The sequence below is a fragment of the Pedobacter sp. R20-19 genome, from assembly GCF_000708265.2.
Classification (GTDB): Bacteria; Bacteroidota; Bacteroidia; order Sphingobacteriales; family Sphingobacteriaceae; genus Pedobacter.
Genome location: NZ_JCKI01000002.1, coordinates 156,038 through 179,107 on the forward strand (window position 1 = coordinate 156,038; position 23,070 = coordinate 179,107).

Annotated in this window: 22 protein-coding genes; 7 read left to right on the plus strand and 15 right to left on the minus strand. The window is 38.0% G+C overall.

Annotated elements, in window-relative coordinates:
- The first annotated feature begins 296 nt into the window (after positions 1-296).
- Entirely contained in the window at positions 297-2,792 is a 2,496-nt protein-coding gene (locus AN34_RS04510) for a PAS domain S-box protein (protein ID WP_051666232.1), read from the plus strand.
- Positions 2,793-3,160: 368 nt separating this feature from the next.
- Positions 3,161-4,897: an FAD/NAD(P)-binding protein gene (locus AN34_RS04515; RefSeq protein ID WP_029282740.1), complete on the plus strand. Its 1,737-nt coding sequence runs from the start codon at positions 3,161-3,163 to the stop codon at positions 4,895-4,897.
- 56 nt (positions 4,898-4,953) lie between these two features.
- Here the strand turns inward: AN34_RS04515 and AN34_RS04520 are convergent, their stop codons facing one another.
- The 4 genes from AN34_RS04520 to AN34_RS04535 form a co-directional block, all read right to left on the minus strand.
- A complete protein-coding gene (locus AN34_RS04520; protein WP_029282741.1) occupies positions 4,954-5,541 on the minus strand; it encodes a DUF4142 domain-containing protein in 588 nt (195 codons plus the stop codon).
- Positions 5,542-5,633: 92 nt separating this feature from the next.
- Positions 5,634-6,206 carry a DUF1543 domain-containing protein gene (locus AN34_RS04525; protein ID WP_029282742.1) on the minus strand — a complete coding sequence of 191 codons (573 nt, stop codon included), beginning with the start codon at positions 6,204-6,206 and terminating at the stop codon, positions 5,634-5,636.
- A gap of 56 nt (positions 6,207-6,262) precedes the next feature.
- Positions 6,263-6,757 carry a hypothetical protein gene (locus AN34_RS04530; protein WP_029282743.1) on the minus strand — a complete coding sequence of 165 codons (495 nt, stop codon included), beginning with the start codon at positions 6,755-6,757 and terminating at the stop codon, positions 6,263-6,265.
- Complete coding sequence (locus tag AN34_RS04535) at positions 6,747-7,217, minus strand: sigma-70 family RNA polymerase sigma factor (protein WP_029282744.1); 471 nt, start codon at positions 7,215-7,217, stop codon at positions 6,747-6,749. Before AN34_RS04535 ends, AN34_RS04530 begins: the two co-directional genes overlap by 11 nt.
- A gap of 109 nt (positions 7,218-7,326) precedes the next feature.
- On the opposite strand from AN34_RS04535, the gene xth reads away from it, so the two are divergent.
- On the plus strand, positions 7,327-8,097 hold the full coding sequence (gene xth, locus AN34_RS04540) for an exodeoxyribonuclease III (protein WP_029282745.1): 771 nt from the start codon (positions 7,327-7,329) through the stop codon (positions 8,095-8,097).
- Positions 8,098-8,665: 568 nt separating this feature from the next.
- Here xth and gpmA read toward each other — a convergent pair.
- From gpmA to AN34_RS04570, 6 genes are all read right to left on the minus strand, one after another.
- The gene (gene gpmA, locus AN34_RS04545) at positions 8,666-9,355 is read right to left on the minus strand and encodes a 2,3-diphosphoglycerate-dependent phosphoglycerate mutase (RefSeq protein ID WP_029282747.1); all 690 of its coding nucleotides are present in this window, start codon (positions 9,353-9,355) and stop codon (positions 8,666-8,668) included.
- 128 nt (positions 9,356-9,483) lie between these two features.
- A complete protein-coding gene (locus AN34_RS04550; RefSeq protein WP_029282749.1) occupies positions 9,484-9,750 on the minus strand; it encodes a hypothetical protein in 267 nt (88 codons plus the stop codon).
- Positions 9,750-10,886 carry a M42 family metallopeptidase gene (locus tag AN34_RS04555; protein WP_029282751.1) on the minus strand — a complete coding sequence of 379 codons (1,137 nt, stop codon included), beginning with the start codon at positions 10,884-10,886 and terminating at the stop codon, positions 9,750-9,752. The genes AN34_RS04550 and AN34_RS04555 overlap by 1 nt, the downstream gene beginning before the upstream one ends.
- A gap of 114 nt (positions 10,887-11,000) precedes the next feature.
- The gene (locus tag AN34_RS04560) at positions 11,001-11,426 is read right to left on the minus strand and encodes a GNAT family N-acetyltransferase (protein WP_036676549.1); all 426 of its coding nucleotides are present in this window, start codon (positions 11,424-11,426) and stop codon (positions 11,001-11,003) included.
- Positions 11,427-11,430: 4 nt separating this feature from the next.
- Complete coding sequence (locus AN34_RS04565; RefSeq protein ID WP_036676551.1) at positions 11,431-12,606, minus strand: MFS transporter; 1,176 nt, start codon at positions 12,604-12,606, stop codon at positions 11,431-11,433.
- A 92-nt stretch (positions 12,607-12,698) separates the two neighbouring features.
- Positions 12,699-14,240 (minus strand): acyl-CoA carboxylase subunit beta, encoded by a 1,542-nt coding sequence (locus AN34_RS04570; RefSeq protein WP_029282757.1) that lies wholly within the window; start codon positions 14,238-14,240, stop codon positions 12,699-12,701.
- 242 nt (positions 14,241-14,482) lie between these two features.
- On the opposite strand from AN34_RS04570, the gene AN34_RS04575 reads away from it, so the two are divergent.
- From AN34_RS04575 to AN34_RS04585, 3 genes are all read left to right on the plus strand, one after another.
- Complete coding sequence (locus AN34_RS04575) at positions 14,483-14,827, plus strand: hypothetical protein (protein ID WP_029282759.1); 345 nt, start codon at positions 14,483-14,485, stop codon at positions 14,825-14,827.
- Positions 14,828-14,978: 151 nt separating this feature from the next.
- Complete coding sequence (locus AN34_RS04580; RefSeq protein WP_029282761.1) at positions 14,979-16,583, plus strand: SulP family inorganic anion transporter; 1,605 nt, start codon at positions 14,979-14,981, stop codon at positions 16,581-16,583.
- A 5-nt stretch (positions 16,584-16,588) separates the two neighbouring features.
- A complete protein-coding gene (locus tag AN34_RS04585; protein WP_029282763.1) occupies positions 16,589-17,245 on the plus strand; it encodes a carbonic anhydrase in 657 nt (218 codons plus the stop codon).
- A gap of 420 nt (positions 17,246-17,665) precedes the next feature.
- Here the strand turns inward: AN34_RS04585 and pruA are convergent, their stop codons facing one another.
- A complete protein-coding gene (gene pruA, locus AN34_RS04590) occupies positions 17,666-19,300 on the minus strand; it encodes an L-glutamate gamma-semialdehyde dehydrogenase (protein WP_029282764.1) in 1,635 nt (544 codons plus the stop codon).
- Positions 19,301-19,954: 654 nt separating this feature from the next.
- On the opposite strand from pruA, the gene AN34_RS04595 reads away from it, so the two are divergent.
- Positions 19,955-20,293 (plus strand): hypothetical protein, encoded by a 339-nt coding sequence (locus AN34_RS04595; protein ID WP_157263183.1) that lies wholly within the window; start codon positions 19,955-19,957, stop codon positions 20,291-20,293.
- A gap of 350 nt (positions 20,294-20,643) precedes the next feature.
- Here AN34_RS04595 and AN34_RS04600 read toward each other — a convergent pair whose 3' ends face one another.
- The 4 genes from AN34_RS04600 to AN34_RS04615 are packed head-to-tail and all read right to left on the minus strand — an operon-like array spanning position 20,644 to position 23,069.
- Positions 20,644-21,108 (minus strand): 4'-phosphopantetheinyl transferase superfamily protein, encoded by a 465-nt coding sequence (locus AN34_RS04600; protein ID WP_029282768.1) that lies wholly within the window; start codon positions 21,106-21,108, stop codon positions 20,644-20,646.
- Complete coding sequence (locus AN34_RS04605) at positions 21,105-21,359, minus strand: acyl carrier protein (RefSeq protein WP_029282770.1); 255 nt, start codon at positions 21,357-21,359, stop codon at positions 21,105-21,107. Before AN34_RS04605 ends, AN34_RS04600 begins: the two co-directional genes overlap by 4 nt.
- Positions 21,356-22,630, minus strand: a complete 1,275-nt coding sequence (locus tag AN34_RS04610; RefSeq protein ID WP_029282772.1) for a beta-ketoacyl synthase — start codon at positions 22,628-22,630, stop codon at positions 21,356-21,358. The genes AN34_RS04605 and AN34_RS04610 overlap by 4 nt, the downstream gene beginning before the upstream one ends.
- A complete protein-coding gene (locus AN34_RS04615) occupies positions 22,623-23,069 on the minus strand; it encodes a 3-hydroxyacyl-ACP dehydratase FabZ family protein (protein ID WP_029282774.1) in 447 nt (148 codons plus the stop codon). Before AN34_RS04615 ends, AN34_RS04610 begins: the two co-directional genes overlap by 8 nt.
- Position 23,070 lies beyond the last annotated feature (1 nt).

The window sequence follows — 23,070 nt, forward strand, 5'->3', positions numbered from 1 at the left end:
CCCTCCGCGGATCTCCCGCTCACAGGACTTTTTTGTCGCTTTTTTTACTAAGAACAATTTAGTGAAATGTTAGTTTTAATATGCAAAATAATTTTACACATCGTGTGGATAATGTGAATAAATTAAATTGGGCGTGGCAAAACATTTATGGTGTTTTTGGGTTTCCTAAATCGAGATGTTAAAATACTTATTTTATCTGTTATCATCACAGAGGAAATTGGAGTTGCTTATTTTAAAAACTTACTGCATTATTTCTCAAAAAAGTATATTTTTAACCTTTTACCCTAAAATGTAGAATGAGTCGCCCATCGTATTTTTTAAGTAGTACCGAATTACTCCAGGTTTTTAATCTCACCCAAACCGCCACAGCGATACATGTAACAGAAGATGCCATTATCCAGGAAGCCAATGATGCCATGTTGGCTATTTGGGGCAAGGATAGAAGTGTAATTGGTAAATCATTAGCCGATGCACTTCCTGAGCTTAAAGGCCAACCTTTTATTGATATGTTTAAAAGGGTATGGAATGAAGGGCTTGTGATTGGTGGAAAAGATACTGCTGCAGATCTTAATATTAATGGCGAAATAAAAACTTTTTATTTTGATTTTGAATATCGTGCAATAAAAAATGATGCTGGGGAGGTTATTTGTATTCTTCATACGGCGATTGATGTAAGTGAAAGGTTTCTTAAAAGAGAAGCCATGCAGCTTGCCACAGAAAAAGAAGCAGCATTAAACAGAGAGCAGGCCTTAAATGAGGAACTTGCTTCTATGAACGAAGAGCTTTCTACTACCAACGAAGAATTACAAAAAGCACAAAATCGCTTACATGTATTGAATACTGAACTTGAGGTTAGGGTGGCAGAACGTGTAAAGGAACTTTCTGAAAGCGAGGAGCGTTTTAGAACAATGGCAGAAGGAACTGAAATCTTTATTGCCGTTGGTGATGAAAATGGAAATGCCATATATTTTAATAAACCCTGGATGACGCTTACCGGGAGATCTATGAACGATTTGCTGGCATTTGGCTGGGTAGATTTGATTCATCCTCAGGATAAGGAAGCATATGTTAATATTTACCTTTCTGCGTTAGAAAAAAAAGCAGCCTTTGCCGGCGAGTTCAGGATTTTAAGCAAGGAGGGTGATTACCGTTGGCTTTTATCTAATGGGCCACCTCGGCTCCATCCTGATGGTACTTTTGCCGGATACATCACTTCTTGTATAGATATTACTGATCGTAAACTGGCTGAACTAGAAAGGCAAAATCTTAGTGCTTTGGTTGATGCAAGCTCTGAATTTATTTCTTTAGCTAACATAAATTACGAGATGACTTATGCCAACCCAATTGCTTTGAAAAAGCTGGGATGGGATACTGTAAAAAATAGAACAATACTAGATTGTGTGTATCCTGAAGATAGAGATTTTGCACAAAAGGCTTTGGTAAGCTTATTGGAATTTGGAAACTTCAGGCATGAAATTCGTTATTGGAACGAAAGAACTAAAAAACCTTTTTGGGTAGAATGGAACGGGATTTCTATTAAAGATCCGATTACAAATGAATTTGTTGTATTGGCCACTGTGGGGCCAGATGTAACAGAAAGAAAACAGCATCAGGAAGCATTACAGGAAGTTAACGAGGAAATGGCTGCTGCAAACGAAGAACTTGCCGCTACCAATGAAGAGCTGGCTGCTACTAATGAGGAACTGGCTCAAACACATCAGGATCTTGTTCAATACATCAGAAAGTTATCAGACAGTGAAGAAAAGCTTCTTCAAGCTATTGAAACTGGAAAAATGGGTACCTGGAGCATTGATCCAAATACGCATAAAATTTCAATGTCTGGTTTTGTTCGTGAGTTACTTGGTTTAGATATGGATGGTGAAGTTGCTATGGATGAAGTGTTAAAAGCCATTGATGCAGATTACCGTGAAATATTTTTATCAACACTTGAGGATGCCTTTAACCATCATTCATCCAGCGATAATGAATATTTAATTAATAATTTGCGTACAGGAGAAGAGAAATGGATTAGGGCTACCGGAAAAGTCTTTTTGGATGATATGGGGAATTTAGCTGAATACTCAGGCATGTTTATGGATATTACCGAACGTAAGCTGGATGAACTTCGTAAAAATGACTTTATAGGCATGGTAAGCCATGAATTGAAAACACCATTAACAGCAATAAATGGTTTTGTACAGGTATTACAACGCAAATCAAAAATTGATGATGACCAGTATGCGCATAATGCATTAGAGAAAACCCAAATTCAAATCCGGAAAATGACGGCCATGATTAATGGTTTTCTAAATGTATCCAGATTAGAATCAGGTAAGTTAATGATTGATAAAACTTCTTTCAGGTTAGATCAGCTTTTACAGGAAACAGTTGATGAAACATTTATATCGCCTTCTACACACGAGATTATTTTTGCACAATCATGCGAGGTTTCCATTTATGCCGATCGGGATAAAATTGGTAGCGTGGTTTCTAATCTGTTGAGCAATGCACACAAATATTCTTCTAACGGAAGTAGTATTGAGATTAATTGTGAGGTTAAGGATAATGACGTAATTGTTAGTGTTAAAGATGAGGGAATTGGGATTTCTAGTGATGATGCCAAGAAACTTTTTGATCGTTATTACCGTGTTCAAAGCAACCACACCATTTCGGGTTTTGGAATTGGCCTGTATCTTAGTGCCGAAATTATTCAACGCCATAATGGAAAAATATGGGTAGAAAGTAATGAGGATGTTGGTTCTACTTTTTATTTCTCTTTGCCACTTTATTAAAAGCAAAAAGGGACAGGTTATAAAACCTATCCCTCTATCTAAACCCAAACATGCGCTCAAACATGAATGAATTACGTGATAAACAACTTAGATTAAAGTTGGTTTAGATTAAATGTAATTTTATTTTTCTCTTTTTCTATTCATTTTTCTTATATCATTTTCACCTTTCATTGGTATTGCTGCACCACCTTATTGCATTTAGAAAAGGGTATATATTTTTATAAATGATGTTCTGTTTTTAATTAGCCAAAGGATTTTAATTTTGAACAAAACAATTTAGGGTTTTTAAGATTGTGTAAAGAATGATCGCTATTGAGTGCTGTAAATATTGCTTCAATAACAGATTAAAAACTATCATTATTTATTAAATGACTAACAAAGCTAACCCATTAAAAATAGCCATACTTGGCGGTGGTCCTAGTGGCCTTTTTATGTATAAAAGATTGGTTGAATCGGGAATTAGAAACCTCACAATTGAAATCTTCGAAAGAAAAGATACGCTTGGATCTGGAATGCCTTACAGCACAGAAGGTGCCAATGAGGAACACATTACCAATGTATCTGATAATGAGATTCCTGTAATCTTTAATTCTATAGAGGATTGGGTTAAGATGGCGCCAAAACCATTGTTAAAGAAGTTTAATATTAATTCTGATACGTTTAATGAGTATAAAGTTTTACCAAGGTTGTTTTTTGGTGAATACCTTTCTGCACAGTTCGAATTGCTTAAAAAAGCCGCAGATGATAAAGGGATGATTACTAAAATTCATCTTAATACTCAGGTAACTGATATCATTGATGATCCGGCTAAAAATAATGTAGGTGTTGAAGTAAATGGAAAAGACATCATATATTTTGATCATATTATTGTATGTGTTGGACATAATTGGCCTAAAAAGCATGAAGGTAAAATTCCAGAATATTATGATTCTCCATATCCACCAAAAAAACTGGCAAAACAAGTCAATCACCCGATAGCCATTATGGGCTCTTCTCTTACGGCTATAGATGCCATTAGAACGCTAGCCCGTAATAATGGTGTATTTGAGGCAGAAGAGGATGGAACATATAAATTTATCCTCAATGAAAGCAGTAATCAGTTCAAAATTGTGATGCACTCCAGAAATGGCTTGCTTCCGGCCATTCGTTTTCACCTGGAAGATTCGCATTTGGGAAAAGATGAAACCTTAAGTAAAGCCGAGATTCAGCAAAATATTAAGGAAAACGGTGGATTTATTCCATTAAATTTTGTTTTTGAAAAGAACTTTAAAGATCAGTTTATAAAAAGAAATCCAGCCTTTTATCAAAAAATAAAGGATATGGATCTGGAAACCTTTGTGGAGGCCATGATGTCTTACCGGGAAAATGTTCCACCGTTTGACTTGTTTAGAAAAGAATATGAAGAGGCTGAAAAATCAATTAAACGTGAAGAATCCATTTATTGGAAGGAGGCATTAGCGGTTCTGAGTTTTGCTATGAATTATCCGGCAAAATATTTATGTGCGGAAGATATGCAGCGGTTACAGAAAGTATTAATGCCGCTGATTTCTATTGTCATTGCATTCGTGCCGCAAAGTTCATGCAGAGATTTAATGGCCTTGCATGATGCTGGTGTACTCGAAATTGTATCTGTAGGTGAAGATAGTTCTGTAGAGCCTAAAGAAGAGGGTGGTGCAACCTATATTTATACAGATGATAATGGAAAGAAAATATCAATCCACTATAAAACTTTTATTAGTTGCATTGGTCAGCCACACTTATTGTATGATGATTTCCCTTTTAAAGGATTGGTAAAGGGTGGTGCTGTGAGCCCTGCTCTGTTAAATTTTAAATCACCTGGTATTGGAAAAAAAGAAGTAGAAAAAGGAAACAAGCTGGTAGAAAAAAATAAGGATGGTTCATATGCTTTAAAGGTTCCGGGCATTACCATTAATGATGCTTTTCAGGTGGTAGGGCAGGATGGACAGGCAAATGATCGGATTTATATAATGGCTGTGCCATATATCGGGGGCTATAATCCAGATTATTCTGGCATTGATTTCTCTGAAGTGGCTTCTATGGAAGTACTTAGAACTATTCAAAACAAAAAGAATCCCGAAGGATAACCTCGGGATTCTTTTACGCTTAAGTTCTATACTTATTTATTACTTTATCCTGAAGATTACTTCATAGAATCATTAATCTTATTGATCATAACCAAATGACTTTGCACAATAGGTGCAGTTTTGGTTGCAAAGGCTTTCAAATCAGTGTCTTTTGCGTTTTTAGATTCATCTTCCATTAATTTTAAGGTAGATTTATGACCATCAATCATATCGCTCACATATGCTTTGTCGAAATCTGCTCCTGATTTTTTGCTTAAATCATCCATTTTTTTCTGGTGATCGGCATCAACTGTAGTAGGAAGTGTAATGTTTTTTGTTTTTGCAATTTCAGTTAGCTCTGCATTTGCATTACCATGATCGGTAACCATCATGGTAGCAAACTCTTTTACCTGGGCATTGCTGCTTTTTTGTAGTGCGAGTTTACTTAATTCTACCTCAGCCATACCACCAACGGCAGCTGTTGTAGCAAATTTTGAATCGGCTTCATCAACAGCAATCCCTCCGGTTGCCGCTACATTGGTAGTGGTGTCTTTACTTTGGTTCAAGCTGTCTGCACTTTCTTTAGCATCTTTGTTTCCACCGCTGCATGCTTGAAATGCCAAAGCTGAAACGGAAACTGCCATTACATAAATTAACTTTTTCATATCTTATTGATTTTGTTATCATCTAATAACATGATAATTACGGAATGGTTTTTTAGGCAGATACTTCTTGACAAATGCAAATGCTAACTGATTTAAAGTTTATCAAGTTTAAAGTAACCTAAATGAATCTCATCTTCTGGTAAAGTTGAATCGGGCGTAATTTCAATATGATATTTTGCCTTGAAAACCGGACTTAAAATTTCTTCTACCCGATAAATGTCATCAATATCAATACCGTATTTTTCATCAATATGTGCATTTGCACCTTTTATGGAATTGGTTTTGAAGAATACAGTTTTTTTAGCATGTTGAATGGCAGAAGCCCTATCATCTTTTACACTTAATACAATGTAATGCTGTTCTGCTAATTTACCTGCCTGATAACCGCCCAGATTGGTAAAGAATAATTTATGTAATGAAGATTTTTGTTCAGCATCTTTAGGAAGAATGTTAATTTGATAACCATCTACCTGATTTACTTCTCGCCATCCATCAACATGAATACTTGCTCCGGCTTCGGGCCAGAATGCCTTAATCTCTGGCACGAGTTCCTTTAATGAGGTGGCTATTCCGAAGAAATAGTCGTGCTGTTCTACATTTCTTTTAGGTGCTTTTGATCCAAGCAAAAGCATATATAATTTGGGCTGATTTAAATCTTCGTTCATTTTTCTGATTTTTATAACAACGCCTTAAAGAGGCTATAGTTTAAAAAAATAAGAAATTAACGAGTCTGAGCATTTTTTTTGATCTCTATTTTAAGTTCTTCAACCTGTTCTTTTGCCTGTCTGTTTTCCAGGTAATAATAAATGGCAAAGCCTAAAAAGATTTTCCCCAATACAAAAACGGCAGCAAAAACCCATCGCCATGCTTTATGAATACGCATGTGGTTAGATTCTGATTCCACTTCAATGTAGCGGTCTTTTCGGCTATCATTCTGATTTGAGTTGTGTTCTCTTGCTGTAAATTTCTCTACTTTCTGTTCACGAAGCTGAATTTCATTTACTTCATGCTCAATTTTAGATAAAATTCCTGGAGGGGGTAGAATGGCCATATTCTGCGCCAGCACTTCCATATCATACTCCAGTTTGCCAAGTTCTTGTTCAAATTCCGGGTATTGTTTCTTTAGTAATAAAACTTGTTCAATTTCCTGTTCGGTGGCAACACCCATTATATAGGTTTCCATAATGCCACTGTCAATCCATTCCTTAATTTTCACGTAACCTCCTCATTTTATCTATTGATGATTTCAGTTGAATGCGTATGTTGTTTTCTTCTTCGCCAAGTAATTCGGCTAAGCCAGAGATTGATCTGCCTTGATAATATACAGCGCTAAATATTTCTTTTTCTCTGGAACTTAAGAGATCTGAATTTTCTGTAGGGTGATTTGGAGTTTTATTTAAAACAGCATCTGTTAATTGCCCGTCGCTCAAATTTTGCTGTGCCAAAGTTCTCTGTGCATGTTGCCTTAAAAGCATCCATGTGCTGAGGTTACTTTGCGCATTTAAATTCGTTTCCAATATAAAAGATGTGATGATTTTAATTAAATGCATTTCAGATTCTTTAGGATCCTGAATGGTGCCTTGGATAAAGCCTAAAAGCATACCTGCATATTTATCGTAAAATTGCCGGATATCTTTCGATGCTTCTTTTGAGATGTTTAGAATAACTTCAGACATTAATTAGCTTGACTTGTAAAATAATTTGCAAGATAAGGCCAAATTTTGATTTACATTTACAAAAAAGAAATATTTTTATTACTAAATGCTTTATTCACTTTAATTTATCATGAAAATTGCAACTTATAATGTTAATGGAATAAATGGTCGTTTACCTGTGCTTTTGAGGTGGTTAGCCGAAACTCAGCCTGATGTGGTCTGCATTCAGGAGTTAAAAGCACCACAGGAAAAATTTCCGGAACAAGCGATTTTGGATGCCGGGTATCAAGCCATTTGGCAGGGGCAAAAAAGCTGGAATGGAGTAGCTATTCTGGCACGCGGTTATGAAATTAAGGAGCTTAGGCGTGGCTTGCCTGGTGATGATGAAGATCTTCACAGCAGATATATTGAAGCCTTAATAAATGATGTAGTAATTGGTTGCTTGTATCTGCCAAACGGCAACCCTACGCCTGGGCCAAAACTGGATTATAAAATGGCTTGGTTAGCGAGGCTTACAGATCATGCAGCGAAATTGCTTGAATATAATTTGCCTGTTGTTTTAGTGGGTGATTATAATGTGATCCCTACAGAAAATGATGTTTATAAGCCAGAACGTTGGATAAATGATGCCCTATTTAGGCCTGAAGTTAGGGCTGCCTTTAAAAATCTGGTTGATCAGGGTTGGACGGATGCACTTAGAAAGCTTTACCCTACGGAAACCATTTATACTTTCTGGGATTATTTCAGAAATGCTTATGGCAGGGATGCGGGTTTAAGGATTGATCATTTTTTGTTAAGCCCGAAACTGGAGGGAAGGTTATTAAATGCTGGTGTTGATAAAAATGTTAGGGGTTGGGAAAAATCAAGTGATCATGCTCCGGTGTGGATTGAGGTTGATTAGGAATTAATGGATGATGAAATGGCTGAATTAGCGAATGCAAAATTAGAAAATGAATGAATGAGTGATGAAATGAGTGATTATTCAGTAATTTAATTTTAAACAAATACGGGATCATAGATCTGCTAATCCTTCTCTCTTTTAAAAGGACGATGAGCTAGGAAGACTCTTTTAACAAAGCATAACCATGAACGGTCGTCCTTGCGAGGCACGAAGCAATCTCATTTGTAAGAAAGATTGCTTCGTCGGCTGAAAGAGCCTCCTCGCAATGATGACGGGAAAAAGGTGCTATTAAAGACTATATATGAACGGTCGTCCTTGCGAGGCACGAAGCAATCTCATTTGTAAGAAAGATTGCTTCGTCGGCTGAAAAAGCCTTCTCTCTTTTAAAAGGACGATGAGCTAGGAATACTCTTTTAACAAAGCATAACCATGAACGGTCGTCCTTGCGAGGTACGAAGCAATCTCATTTGTAAGAAAGATTGCTTCGTCGGCTGAAAAAGCCCTCTCCCAACGACGATGACGGGAGGGAAGAGCTTCTCTTTGCACCTGGTCCTCCTTTGCAAACCATTTATTCCAAATAATAGTGCCTGATTTTATTTAAGTCATCATCAAGTTCATAAACCAGTGGACTTCCTGTTGGTATTTCTAAAGCGGTAACTTCTTCGTTTGATAAATGATCAAGATATTTGATCAAAGCCCTTAAACTATTTCCGTGTGCGGAGATGATTACTTTTTCGTTTTTACTGATGGCTGGCACAATTGATTCGTTCCAGAAAGGCAGTACTCTTGCGATTGTATCGGTTAGATTTTCGCTTAATGGTAATTGTTCTGGCGATAGGTTATGGTAACGCAAATCATTTCCAGGATAACGTTCATCGTTTTTTGTGAGTTGAGGAGGCTCTTCATCCGGATCTCTGCGCCATTTGTAAACTTGTTCGGCTCCATACTTCTCTGCTGTTTCCGCTTTGTTTAATCCTTGTAGTGCGCCGTAAAACCGCTCGTTTAAATGCCATGTTTTGTATTCCGGAATCCAAAGATGATCAAGGTCTTCTAATATGATGTGCAAGGTTTTGATGGCCCGCTTCAGTAAAGAGGTAAAGGCAATATCAAAATTGTAATCATGTTTCTTTAATATTGCAGCAGCTTTTTTAGCTTCCAGATAGCCCTTTTCAGAGAGGTCTACATCTGTCCATCCCGTGAAGCGGTTTTCCTGGTTATAAATACTTTGTCCGTGGCGAATTAATACAATTTTCTTCATTTGCCTTTGATAACAATCATCACTGATAATTGATTTTGTTCGCTGTATGCGGATTGTAAAATTTAGTGTGCGATATTTTTAACCTGTAAAAAAGGCCTGAAGTATTCACTTCAAGCCTTTATCACTAATTATTTAATCTCGTTCTGCTGTTTTTCAATCAATGCTTTCTGATCGGTTAAATCTTTATAATAGAAATAAGCACCAAAGCCAATGATGAGCAGAAAATTACTAGGCTTAAAACTGTGATCAAGCCAATAGTTGAAAGGTGGCGCCTGACCACTTAGGCTTTGTTTTATGCTAGGCCATGAATTCAGTGTGAAAATAATTACAATCATTAATAAAACCTTTAGTAAGGTTCTGACTGCTATTTTCGCGTGCGAGATTTTTTGTTCCATTATTTAAATTCTCTAAAATCCTGACCGTCTTTAATGTTTAGTAAACTTTCATAAATTAAGCTGATTACATTGTCAACATCTTCTTTATGTACCATTTCTACCGTAGTGTGCATATAACGTAATGGCAATGAAATCAATGCAGATGGAACACCTCCATTAGAGTAAGCAAAGGCGTCGGTATCAGTTCCGGTAGAACGGGATGAGGCCTGGCGCTGAAATGGAATCTCATTTTTTTCTGCCGTCTTAATTAATAGTTTATTTAAATTGGTTTGCACTGCTGGCGCATATGATACTACAGGCCCCTTGCCGGCTGATAAATCACCCTGAATATTTTTATTAATCATTGGCGTAGTGGTATCATGCGTTACATCAGTTACAATGGCCACATTTGGTTTAATCCGTTGTGCAATCATTTCCGCACCACGTAAGCCAATTTCTTCTTGTACAGAATTTACGATGTACAATCCAAAAGGAAGTTTTTTCTTGTTTTCTTTTAATAAACGTGCCACCTCGGCAATCATAAATCCACCTACACGGTTATCTAAAGCACGACCTACATAATAGCGATCGTTCAAAATCATAAACTCATCCTCATAAGTAATTACGCAGCCTACATGGATACCCAATTGCTCCACTTCTTCTTTTGTGGTGCAGCCACAATCTAAAAAGATGTTTTTTAATTCTGGTGCCTGTTCTTTTTCGCCGTGACGAGTATGAATAGCCGGCCAGCCGAAAACAGCTTTAACTAAACCTTTTTCGGTATGAATATTTACCCTTTTAGATGGTGCAATCTGATGATCGGAACCACCATTGCGGATCACATAAATTAAGCCGTCACTGGTGATGTAATTTACATACCATGAAATTTCATCGGCATGTGCCTCAATCACAACTTTATAAGGTGCCTTTGGATTGATTACACCCACTGCAGTTCCGTAGTTATCTACAAAATGCTCGTCGATATAAGGTTTTAAATAGTTTAACCAAAGTTTCTGTCCTTCCCATTCGTAACCGGTAGGGGCAGGGTTGTTAATATATTCTTCCAGAAACTGTAATGATTTTTTGGTCACTACGGGAACATGATTTTTCTTTTCCTGCGCTTTAGGCAGGTTGCTATCTTCTTTTTTCTTAGCCATGTGTATTTTAGATTTACGATTTCAGATTTAAGATTTGCTTGGATCAAATCAAATCATCGATCAAATTTTTTGGGTTTTAGAATTGTTCTTTTGATAGGTTAAGTAACCATTTTGTTAATCTACCATGTAAAATTCTTTTTCCATTACAACGAAATCGTAACCATCTTTAAAAAAGGTTTTTTCGGTTTCGTGAAAGCCAAATTTATAATAAAATTCTTTAGCATTTACGCGGGCATTGCACCAAAGTTTCGAGGCTTTCTGAATTTTACAAAAATCCAAGATATGATCCATGAGTTGTGTGCCTAAGCCAGATTTTTGTGCGTTGGAAAGAATGGCCAGTTTTCTAAACTGGTATACATCACCTTCGTTAAATAATGATACCACGCCAGTAAGTTTATGTTCGAGGTATAAACCGAAGTGTATGCCCTCAAAATCATCTGTCAGTTTAACACTATCCAAAGGCAATTCAGGATACATCACTTCATGCCTTATTTTCCACGTGAGTGATGGGAAAATCTGTTCAATCTGAATGAGCATCATAATTTTATAATGTAATTTTTTTTCTTCCGTAAAACTGATAAATTAAGATGTTAAGTGCGGTGATGGCTACCATGCCGTAGCAAAACATCGCCCATCCGCCCTGGCCCCAAAGCCATAATCCTAAGGCTGATCCACAACTGGCACCAATAAAACTAACCGACATAAAAATAGTATTCAATCGGTTTCTGGCTTCTGGGATGAGCGTGTAAATCCTAGTTTGATTGGTGACATGAATGGCCTGCTGACCGATATCAATCAATACAATGCCAATGACGAAAAGGTATAAATGACTGCCTGTAAAATAGAATAATGCAATACTTACTAATTGCAATACAAAGCCAATCATCAGGTTTTTACGTGGATTATTTCCATCACTTAACTTGCCAACCAAAGGTGCGGCTAATGCACCTGCTGCTCCGGCTATTCCAAATAAACCAATTTGCAAGGTTTGAAAGCGAAAGGGTGGGTTGGCTAAAAATAGTACCATGGTTGTCCAAAAGGCACTGATAATAGCGAAAGCCAGAAAATTAATGATAGATGTTTCCCGTAATACAGGTTGCGTTTTAATGTAACCAAACATGGAACGCATGAGCTGTTTATAAGAACCTTTAAATGCCGGGAAACTTTGAGGAAAACGTTTCGCCATTAATAAGATTAATAACAGGCAAATTCCTGAAGCCATGTAATAAACGGCACGCCAGCCCAGCCAAAAGCCAATACTTCCGCTTACTGCTCTGGATGCAAGGATGCCAACTAATAAACCGCTCATGATGATGCCAATATTGGCTCCACGGTTTTCATCGGTACTTAAGTTGGCTGCAAGTGGTAAAATAAGCTGTGGAACGATGGAGCAAATACCAATTAACAAAGATGCGATTTCAAGTAAGAAAAAAGTATGCGAAACAGCTGCCACTAATAAGGCTATAATGGCTAAGCCGGTAATGAATAAAATCTGTTTTTTACGCTCGAACATATCGCCCAAAGGAACCAATAGAAATAAACCCAATGCATAGCCAATCTGCGTGATGTAGGTAATTCTGCCTGCATAGGTTTCATTTAGCTTAAAATCTTCGGCAATGAGGATAACCAGGGGTTGGCAATAATAAATATTGGCCACAATAAGGCCGGTACAAAAGGCCATTAAAAGAATGTCGGTTCGGGATAATGTTGAAGTCTGCATGCTAGTTTAAATTCCAAAGTCCTTAGTCATGCGTCTCGGAGGCCGAGATTGATATACTCCCAGACTATGGACTTATGACTATGGACTATTTTTTACAAAGGTATGTTTCCATGTTTTTTACGGGGATGATTAACCACTTTATTTTCCAACATTTTAAAAGCTTTAATCAGCTTCATTCTGGTTTGCGAAGGTTCTATTACTTCATCTACAAAGCCTCTTTCGGCAGCGCGATAAGGGTTAGCGAAAATATCAGCGTATAATCTTTCTTTCTCTATCCATTTTTCTTCGGGATTTTCTGCAGCAGTTATTTCTTTTTTAAAAATGATTTCTGCAGCACCCTTTGCGCCCATTACTGCAATCTCTGCACTAGGCCAGGCGTAATTTAAATCTGCACCGATGTGCTTGCTGTTCATGACATCGTAGGCTCCTCCATAAGCTTTCCTGGTAATTACGGTAATGCGTGGAACGGTTGCTTCGCTGAAAGCATATAACAACTTGGCGCCGTTGGTAATAATGCCATTCCATTCCTGATCAGTACCTGGAAGGAAACCCGGAACATCTTCAAATACGAGCAATGGAATATTAAAACAATCGCAGAAACGCACAAACCTTGCCGCTTTAGTAGAGGAGTTACTGTCTAGCACACCCGCTAAGTAAGCAGGCTGATTCGCTACTACACCAATGCTTCGGCCAGCCAAACGGGCAAAGCCCACCACAATGTTCTCTGCAAAATCTTTATGGATCTCCAGGAAACTATCGGCATCGGTTATTGTGGTGATGATTTCGCGGATATCATAAGGTTGAGACGCATTTTCTGGCATAAAAGTATTTAATGATAATCTACTTTCATCGCCTGCCTCATAAGGCCATTGCAAGGGTATTTCCTCACAATTTTGTGGCATGTAACTTAAAAGTTTTTTTAAATGATTAATGGCTTCTATTTCGTTGCTGCATGCAAAATGTGTTACACCAGATTTGGTGGCATGTGTAGTGGCTCCACCCAATTCTTCGGAAGTTACTTCTTCGTGTGTTACGGTTTTAACCACATTTGGCCCAGTAACAAACATGTAGGAGGTGTTTTCTACCATTAAAACAAAATCGGTAATGGCTGGAGAATATACTGCACCGCCCGCACATGGGCCCATAATGGCAGATAGCTGAGGAATTACGCCTGATGCCTGCACATTTTTATAAAAGATATCGGCATAACCACCCAATGATACCACACCTTCCTGAATTCGGGCACCCCCGCTATCATTTAGGCCAATTAAAGGAGCACCATTTTTCATGGCCATATCCATTAACTTACAGATTTTTTCAGCATGTGTTTCTGATAGGGAACCCCCAAAAACAGTAAAATCTTGTGAGAAGACATAAGTTAAGCGACCGTTTATTGTGCCGTAACCGGTTACCACCCCATCACCCAGATACTTTTCGCGCTCCATTCCAAAATCTGTACTTCGATGGGTCACCATCATTCCGATTTCTTCAAAACTTCCTTCATCCATCAAAAAATGAATGCGCTCGCGGGCGGTAAGCTTGCCCTTAGCGTGCTGGCTATCAATACGTGCTTGTCCGCCACCAAGGCTGGCCTGTTTAATCTTATCCTGAAGTAACGCTATTTTTTTATCCATTGCAGATGTAATGAGGTTTTAAATTTAAAAATTACCATTGAGATTCCAAGTTTGTATCTTTCTTAATTTAGATCTGGGTTATAAGTGTTAAAAATCAGATTGATATCAGTCTGTGGGATAGCCGATCATATATTTGAAGTGCTTCGTTCGTTATATTGCATTTTTTTACAGCAATCTCATTGAAAAGCGAATAATCCCTTTACATTTGTACTATTACATTAGAATCGGATTAGAAATCTCGGATGTTTTTCAGGAAATACAAATATATTATCGTTACGGCCTTTATGTTTATCTTCATTGCGAAGATGGGCATTTCTGGTGCGCCGGTTTTTTATAAGAGTATGGATAAGGAAATCATGAATGCGGTAATCATGCAGATTGAACTGGAACATGATAGCGGCAAGGATACTGGCAAAGACATCACAAAATTTACCGATTTCAAACTTCTCGAACTCAATCATCCGATTTTTGCTTATGAATTCTCTTCCAGCCACTTTGTATTGAAGAGTAGTTTTATTGAGCATTTTAAAAGATATGTAGATCCATATCACCCTACGGTGCCTACACCGCCACCCAACTTTATCTAGTTTTTTTCTTGGGGTTAATTTTTTGTTGTGCTTTTTAACTGAAGCAGGCATATGGCGCATGGTTATTTTGCTGCATGCTTGATTTATAAAAGATTTCATTTTAAGATCCCCGCGATTTATTCGTTAAAATTTACCAGATAATTCTATCGTTATGCAAAAGTTTAACCCGGCCTTTTCAGGTTCGGATATCAAAAAGTATTTCCTGAAAAAGAATCTCAAGAAAGATCTTCCTTCCAGTATCGTCGTATTTTTAGTGGCCTTGCCATTATGTTTGGGAATTGCCCTGGCTTCTGGTGCGCCATTATTTGCCGGTTTAATCACCGGCATTATTGGCGGTATTGTTGTGGCTTCCTGTAGTGGTTCGCAGTTAAGTGTAAGCGGACCTGCTGCTGGTTTAACGGTGATTGTTTTGGGTGCCATAACTTCATTAGGCGCTTATCCAACCTTTTTACTGGCCGTAGTACTGGCAGGGGTTTTTCAATTGATTCTGGGTTTGGTAAAGGCCGGTACCATTGGGAATTACTTTCCATCCAGTGTGATAGAGGGGATGCTGGCCGCTATTGGTTTGATTTTGATCTTGAAGCAATTGCCCCATGCTTTGGGTGTTGATACTGATTTTAGTGGCGATGAAGGATTCTTTCAACAAGATCATGAAAATACTTTTTCTGCAATTTCTGCGGCAATTGGTCATTTTAGTTTGGCTGCAGTGGTGATCAGCTTGTTATCTATAGCCATTTTAATTATTTGGCCTAAGTTTCCTAAATTAACTGTAGTGCCTGCTCCCTTATTGGTGGTGGCATTGGGCATTTTGGGTACATTTTTATTCTCTGGAACAGATCATCCATTAAGAGCCGATCAAATGGTTAAAATTCCGGTAATTAGTGGCTTCAGTGGGTTTTTAGGTTTATTTACCTTGCCCGATTTTTCGCAGCTGGCTAATAAAAACGTTTATATTGTAGCCCTCACCATTGCGGTAGTGGCCAGTTTGGAAACGCTTTTGAGTATTGAAGCGGTGGATAAAATAGATCCGATTAAACGGGTATCGCCCACTAATCGTGAGCTGATTGCACAGGGGATAGGTAACATTACGAGTGGGATGGTTGGTGGTTTACCCATGACATCGGTCATTGTAAGGAGTTCTGCCAATGTGAATGCAGGTGGACGGACCAAAATGTCTGCTATCTTCCATGGCATCTGGTTGCTTTTGTCTTTATTATTTATCCCTCAGGTGATTAATATGATTCCACTTTCTTGCCTGGCTGCTATTTTATTGGTAACGGGTTATAAATTAACGCGGATAGCTTTGTTCAAACACATGTACCATAAGGGCTGGGATCAGTTTGTGCCCTTTGTGGTTACCGTGCTGGCCGTGCTGTTTACCGATTTACTAAAAGGGGTAGCTGTAGGGATGATGGTTTCGATATTCTATTTGTTGCGTACTAATATGCGTAACCCTTTCTTTTACCGGATTACGAATGATGGTGACCGGAAAAATATCAGAATTAAGCTGGCGGAAGAGGTATCCTTTTTAAACAAGGCTGCGATACAAGTCGTTCTGACCAATATTCCACGCGAGACAAACGTCATTATAGATGGTTCAAATGCCCGATACATTGATCCTGATGTGTTGGAAACCATTTTCAATTATAAACATAATGCTTATACGAAAGGCATTATTGTAACACTAGCGCACATACAGAAACATTATACTGTGCCAAAATTAACTAACAAATTTGTAGAAGACCTTAATCAATAAGCAACATGTGTGCAAAACCAATAGAAACAAAAGATATATCATACGAAGCATTACTACAGGGAAATAAAGATTGGGTAAAGGATACGATTGATAAAGATCCGGCCTTTTTTGATAAACTTTCTGACGGTCAGAATCCACCTGTTTTGTGGATTGGTTGTTCTGATAGCCGTGTACCTGCCAACCAAATTACGAACACTAAACCAGGCGATATCTTCGTTCATAGGAATATTGCCACTGTGGTGGTACATACTGATATGAATATGCTTTCCGTTCTGGATTATTCAGTAAATGTGTTAAAAGTTAAACATGTAATTGTTTGTGGCCACTATGGATGCGGTGGTGTGAAAGCTGCACTGGGCAATAAGCAGGTAGGCATTATTGATAACTGGTTGAGGAATATCCGTGATGTATACCGCACATACGAATTGGAAATGTCTGCCATTCAAGATCCTATAAAAAGGTTTGATAGACTGGTGGAATTGAATGCAATTGAAGGTGCATCAAATATTATGAACACCTCCATTGTACAGGCTGCCTGGGCAAATGGTCAGGAATTATCGGTTCATGCATGGGTTTATAGTTTGAAAACAGGAATTATTAAAGATATGGAAGTAACTAGCAATTGCCTGGATGATGTAACGCCTGCATTTAAGATAGGCTAAGGTATTTTGATGATATATTTAAGTTGAGATTTGATTGGTAATATGCTTCAAAATAACATTTAAACGGTTTATTCTCGCTTTTAACCACCCCTCCCTTTGGGCCGCCCTCCGATGCATCGGAGGGAATTACGATCGCCATTAGTTAACCCCTATCCGCCTATCGGCACCTTTCACCTGAAAGGGATAGGGCGAAAAAAAAGGCCATTCCCATCTTTTAGAGGGGTGGTCGCAGACCGGGTGTTAAGGACTTTAAATACTTATCTAACTTGCAAATAGCCATAAAAACCCTCGGTATTAGTCGAGGGTTTTTATTTTTTAAGGTACCAAAGTTTACGTTAAGACGGGCATGGAATTGCCGATTGCTTTTAAAAGAAAAATCCCCGATTGCCCGGGGATTTAAAAAATATGTTAAGTTATAGATTAATCTTCTGCTAAAAAAGGATAACGATAATCTGTCGGAGATTCAAAAACTTCCTTAATGGTACGTGGCGAAACCCAACGTAATAAGTTGATCATTGAACCCGCTTTATCATTGGTACCTGAACCTCTGGCACCACCAAAAGGCTGCTGACCCACTACTGCTCCTGTACATTTATCATTGATGTAAAAGTTGCCTGCAGAATTACGTAAGGCATGTGATGCTTTATCAATTGCATAACGGTCTTGTGCAATTAAGGCACCCGTTAAGGCATATGGCGAAGTGGTATCGATAACTTCTAAAATAGAATCGAAATCCTGATCTGCATAAACATAAACGGTTAATACCGGGCCAAATAATTCTTCGCACATGGTGGTATATTTCGGGTCGTTAACCACTAAAACCGTAGGCTCAACAAAATAGCCTTTACTCTTATCGTAATTTCCGCCAGCGATGATTTCTACGCCTTCGTCTTGTTTCGCCTGGTCAATGTACTTCGCTAATTTATCGAAAGAACGTTCATCAATTACGGCATTGATGAAGTTGGTGAAATCTTCTGTACCGCCCATTTTAAAGGTGGCTAAATCACGAAGCATTAATTCTTTAATTTCAGGCCAGATGCTTTCTGCAATATACACTCTTGATGCTGCAGAACACTTTTGTCCTTGATATTCGAAAGCACCACGAACAATTGCAGTACTGGCAATATCAGCTTGTGCAGAAGGGTGAACCAGGATAAAATCTTTACCGCCGGTTTCGCCTACAATACGTGGATAGGATCTGTATTTATGAATGTTGGTACCAATGGTTTTCCAGATTTCCTGAAACACTTTTGTAGAACCTGTGAAGTGAATACCGGCAAAATCAGGGTGGTTAAAAATAACATCACCAGTTTCAGGTCCATCAGCATATACTAAATTAACTACACCATTAGGTAAGCCTGCTTCACGGAAAATTTCCATTAAAAGGTTAGCGGCATAAACCTGTGTATCTGCAGGTTTCCAAACCACTACATTTCCCATCATGGCGGCTGATGCTGGTAAGTTTGCTGCAATTGCGGTAAAGTTGAAAGGTGTTAATGCAAATACAAAGCCTTCTAACGGGCGTTGCTCTACACGGTTCCAGCTTCCACGGGGAGATACAGGAGGTTGTTGTTTATAAATGTCGGCCATGTAACTTACGTTGAAACGTAAGAAATCGATGAGTTCGCAGGCGGCATCAATTTCTGCCTGGTATGCATTTTTGCTTTGACCAAGCATGGTTGCAGCGTTCAATTTGTAACGGTATTTACCTGCAATTAAATCTGCGGCTTTTAAAAAGATAGCTGCTCTGTGTTCCCATGAAAGGTTTTCCCAATCTTCTTTCGCTGCTAAAGCCGCATCAATGGCCTGTGAAATGTGTGTTTTATCGCCAATGCTGTATTGGGCTAAGATATGTTGATGATCATGTGGGGCAACTACTTTTCCTTTTTTATCAGTATGGACAGGCTTCCCGCCGATGTACATTGGAATATCTTGTTGGTGTGAGCGGGCTTCAGCTAGTGCTTCTTTTAGAAGTGCACGTTCTTTACTGCCTGGGCCGTAGTTTAATATAGGTTCGTTTACCGGAGTGGGTACGTTAAAAAATCCTTTAAGCATAGTGTATTTTTTATGAGTTGCGCAAAGATAAGGGTTTTTGGGGGATGGAATTCTATTTATTTGGTAAAGAAAACGGTGCGCAGGTTTAAACTTAAGTAGGATAGTATGATTTCAATTGATAAGTATTATTGAAATGATTTGACTTTCATGGTATTTAAAAAACCTTTCTACCATTAATATTTCTATCGAGATGTCCTTTAAAATAATCCAGTTCCATTGATAGAAATAATTTTATTATTCAATCAATTATACCATGCATTTTAAATCAGCAATAGGCATATATCTAAAATAATGCAAATTAATTTTATAAAGCTTTACTAGTCAAAAAGTAATTTCGTCCTTACAATCGGCGGGTTCGTGTAATATTTTTTTATTTTGGTTTTAAAAAGAGATACTTGTATCATTCACAGAAATATTCACCATATGCAAACTATATTAATATGAAAATCTTTTATAATAATACTTTGGCGTCAATCTTATTGGTTATTGGAATATTGATTGATCAGAGATTTATTAAATATAGCTTTTTAATAATATCTATAATTATGTTTGCATACCTACTCTATAAAAGTGTTAAACAACGAAATTTAGAACAACTTTAATATCATGAAATTAATGATGAAAATGGCCAACCTGTCTTTTAATGTTTTTAGTTTGACTTTATTGTTTGTGATTTCAACAGGGTTTACTGATAAAAAATCTTCAGCTTCGTTGAAGCCAGATTTATATACTTTAAGCAGAATTGATAGCGCTAAGACGAGAGATGATTTAATTAAATGGTCTGCTAAAGATTCTACAAAATTTAGTAAAGATAAAGCTCTTATTTTTTTATACGGTCATGCTAAACTGACATGTAAAGAGTTTGATATCACCGCAGATGAAATATCATTTGATCAGAAAGCAAAAAAAGTAGTAGCAAAAAATTATAAAATGATTTCAGCAGCCAAGAACAAAGTTGCTGAAGGCAAATATGGCGAATTTTACATTCATTAATCAGAATAAATTGTGTTTTAAACTAAAATTATCATGATGATTTCTTTACTTATAAGTGCTGTAATTTTGCTCCTTATACCCTGTATTACTTCTGTTTTTGTGAGGACAGATAATAAAAGCTTATTCATAACAAACCTTATATCTTTAGCATTTGGGGTCATGCTGCTTTCTCTTCCTGCTGGTTTACTTTTAGGTAAGGCCTTTTACTATATCACACATTAGTGAGGCACCAAACTAATTCGGCAAAATAAAATAATCATGCACATTTCTTAATTACCATCAAAAAGGTAGACGAGATTGAGATGATAATGCCACCATTACAAATGGTTATGATCACATAATACAACTGATCAATACACCAAAGCCAGATATCGCCCATGGTGGCTCACACATCCGGCATTCAAACTTTTATAATCAATGGGGTGATTGGGTTGCGAATAAATTTCTATGCTAATTTTGGTAATCTGATTATAAACCGGAGTGGCAATCGTATGCACATAATTTGGCAAAACACTCGTTTTCGTAAAATAAAGACGGTCTTGAATACTTACGGAACCATTCAATTCATCATTATAAAAGGCCAGGCTACAAGCTAAGTTTGTCGGAGCAAAGTTTCGTATGCTTGTGATTCGATTATCTATTTTATAAGCTGCTTCTTTCATGCTCCATAATATCCAAACCATTTCATCTGCACAGTCTGCGGTTGCAATTAAAGTCTGCTCGGCCGGACTAAAAATTTTATCCAGGTATCCTTTTCGTCGCCAGTTGCTTTGTACTTTGGCGAGATCTAAATCAACCACATCGTTGCCGATCATTTTTCACTTAGTTTTTCTTTAATCACTTCAATGGATGCCTTAACGGTAAGCATTTTTTCCATTGACGTGTTATCGATGGTAATGCCGAATGCTTCTTCAACATCTAAAATGATATCTACGAGGTTGGCCGAATTGATATTTAAGTCTTTGATAAAATCGGATTCTTCGTTCAGGTTTTCCAGAGCAGCTGAAGCCGGCGCGTAAGTGGTGATAATTGGTTTTAGTTTATGGATGATTTCTTCGTTACTCATGAGGTATATTTTTTAAGGATGATACAGGCATTTACATCGCCAAAACCGAAGCTTGCCTTAATTAAGGTATTGATTTTTATTGATTTCATTTTCTGCGGAACTTTTTCAGCATCGATTAACGCCGTAATGGCTGGATTTAAATCTTCACAATTTACATTTGGAAACAGAAAATTATGATGGATTTGCAACACAGATGCCACACATTCTATGCTTCCTGATGCCGTTAAACAGTGGCCTGTCATTCCTTTTAAAGCATTAATATATGGGAAATCACTTCCCTTTCGGTTCAATGCCATTGTCCAGTTGCTAATTTCCAGGGCATCCATTGCTGTAGCGGTGAGGTGACCGTTGATGGCATCAATTTCATTGGCTTGAACATGGGCATTTTCAAGTGCTTTGCTGATACACCTTTGAACTGCAGTTGAGTTAGGGGCAGTCATGGTTCCGGCACCTCTCTGCCCGCCGGAGTTGGCATGTCCGCCTAAAATTTCAGCATAAATTTTTGCACCCCTGGCTTTTGCATGCGTTAAAGACTCTACTACAAAAGCACCTGCACCACTCCCGGGTACAAAGCCACTTGCTGTAGCACTCATAGGTCGCGAACCTTTTGTTGGGGTTTCATTGTGTTTATAGGTACAAACTTTCATTCCGTCGAAACCGCCCCAGATATAGGGGCCACTATCACTCGTGGCACCAGCCAGAACCACAGTTGCCTTTCCGCTTTTTATACGTTCAAAAGCGGTAAGTAAACTTTCTGTTCCGGTGCAGCAGGCTGATGAATTGGTTGAAATTTGATTTCCGAGGCCTATTTTTCCTGATAGGTAAGCACTTACCCCACTGTTCATGGTTTGCGCCACAACGGTACTGCCCAAACGCCTGATTTCGAGTTCATCAATCGTGTATATGGCTTCTCTAAACCGGTCTATCCCGGAAGTCCCGGCACCGAAAACCATTCCATAATCCCAGAAGGGTTCATGCGTTTCGTTTAAGGGTAAGCCTGCATCTTTCCAGGCATCCATGCCGGCTATTACACCATATAAAATGCCAGAGCTGTTGAAATTCCGTAGCTCCAATGGGCTGAAGTATTGGGCAGCAAGTTCATCAGATACTTCCGGCAATCCGGCAATCTGACAAGAAAATTTCAGATCACTTAAATTTTGCTGATGTTTAATTCCAGAAATACCCTCTTTTATAGCGGATAGAAATTGATCCAACCCAATGCCATTTGGGGAAACCACTCCCAATCCGGTAATGACTACTCGATTATCCATTGGCGTTTTTGATAAACATCCCAGCCAATTCCCCGTAGCAAACTTTATCTCCTGCCTGATTTTGCATCATGACTTTACACTTCAGTTTATTGAACCGAAAATATATCTTTTCAGAAATTATGGTTACTTTCTCACCCGGAAAAACTGGCCTTAAAAATTCTACATTGGTAGAAGTCATGGCCACATGACCTTTAAAAGTTTGCTCTTCGGCCGAAAGCAAAAAAATCCCTAAACTCACCAGTCCAATCTGCGCCATGGTTTCTGTTAAAATAACGCCAGGTGTAATGGGATGATCTTTAAAGTGACCCTTGTAAAATTCAAGTTCCGGATTAAAGGTGAAAGAACCTGTTACACCATCTTCATTGATGCTTTCTATATCATCAACAAAAAGAAATGGTTTTGAATAGGGCAGAATGGCTATAATTTCTTTGGGTATCATT

Excerpts from the sequence above, each read along its gene's own strand:
- AN34_RS04510 (WP_051666232.1), top strand. The coding sequence starts at position 297 with ATGAGTCGCCCATCGTATTTTTTAAGTAGTACCGAATTACTCCAGGTT.
- AN34_RS04515 (WP_029282740.1), top strand. The coding sequence starts at position 3,161 with ATGACTAACAAAGCTAACCCATTAAAAATAGCCATACTTGGCGGTGGT.
- AN34_RS04520 (WP_029282741.1), bottom strand. The coding sequence starts at position 5,541 with ATGAAAAAGTTAATTTATGTAATGGCAGTTTCCGTTTCAGCTTTGGCA.
- AN34_RS04525 (WP_029282742.1), bottom strand. The coding sequence starts at position 6,206 with ATGAACGAAGATTTAAATCAGCCCAAATTATATATGCTTTTGCTTGGA.
- AN34_RS04535 (WP_029282744.1), bottom strand. The coding sequence starts at position 7,217 with ATGTCTGAAGTTATTCTAAACATCTCAAAAGAAGCATCGAAAGATATC.
- xth (WP_029282745.1), top strand. The coding sequence starts at position 7,327 with ATGAAAATTGCAACTTATAATGTTAATGGAATAAATGGTCGTTTACCT.
- gpmA (WP_029282747.1), bottom strand. The coding sequence starts at position 9,355 with ATGAAGAAAATTGTATTAATTCGCCACGGACAAAGTATTTATAACCAG.
- AN34_RS04550 (WP_029282749.1), bottom strand. The coding sequence starts at position 9,750 with ATGGAACAAAAAATCTCGCACGCGAAAATAGCAGTCAGAACCTTACTA.
- AN34_RS04555 (WP_029282751.1), bottom strand. The coding sequence starts at position 10,886 with ATGGCTAAGAAAAAAGAAGATAGCAACCTGCCTAAAGCGCAGGAAAAG.
- AN34_RS04560 (WP_036676549.1), bottom strand. The coding sequence starts at position 11,426 with ATGATGCTCATTCAGATTGAACAGATTTTCCCATCACTCACGTGGAAA.
- AN34_RS04565 (WP_036676551.1), bottom strand. The coding sequence starts at position 12,606 with ATGCAGACTTCAACATTATCCCGAACCGACATTCTTTTAATGGCCTTT.
- AN34_RS04570 (WP_029282757.1), bottom strand. The coding sequence starts at position 14,240 with ATGGATAAAAAAATAGCGTTACTTCAGGATAAGATTAAACAGGCCAGC.
- AN34_RS04575 (WP_029282759.1), top strand. The coding sequence starts at position 14,483 with ATGTTTTTCAGGAAATACAAATATATTATCGTTACGGCCTTTATGTTT.
- AN34_RS04580 (WP_029282761.1), top strand. The coding sequence starts at position 14,979 with ATGCAAAAGTTTAACCCGGCCTTTTCAGGTTCGGATATCAAAAAGTAT.
- AN34_RS04585 (WP_029282763.1), top strand. The coding sequence starts at position 16,589 with ATGTGTGCAAAACCAATAGAAACAAAAGATATATCATACGAAGCATTA.
- pruA (WP_029282764.1), bottom strand. The coding sequence starts at position 19,300 with ATGCTTAAAGGATTTTTTAACGTACCCACTCCGGTAAACGAACCTATA.
- AN34_RS04600 (WP_029282768.1), bottom strand. The coding sequence starts at position 21,108 with ATGATCGGCAACGATGTGGTTGATTTAGATCTCGCCAAAGTACAAAGC.
- AN34_RS04605 (WP_029282770.1), bottom strand. The coding sequence starts at position 21,359 with ATGAGTAACGAAGAAATCATCCATAAACTAAAACCAATTATCACCACT.
- AN34_RS04610 (WP_029282772.1), bottom strand. The coding sequence starts at position 22,630 with ATGGATAATCGAGTAGTCATTACCGGATTGGGAGTGGTTTCCCCAAAT.
- AN34_RS04615 (WP_029282774.1), bottom strand. The coding sequence starts at position 23,069 with ATGATACCCAAAGAAATTATAGCCATTCTGCCCTATTCAAAACCATTT.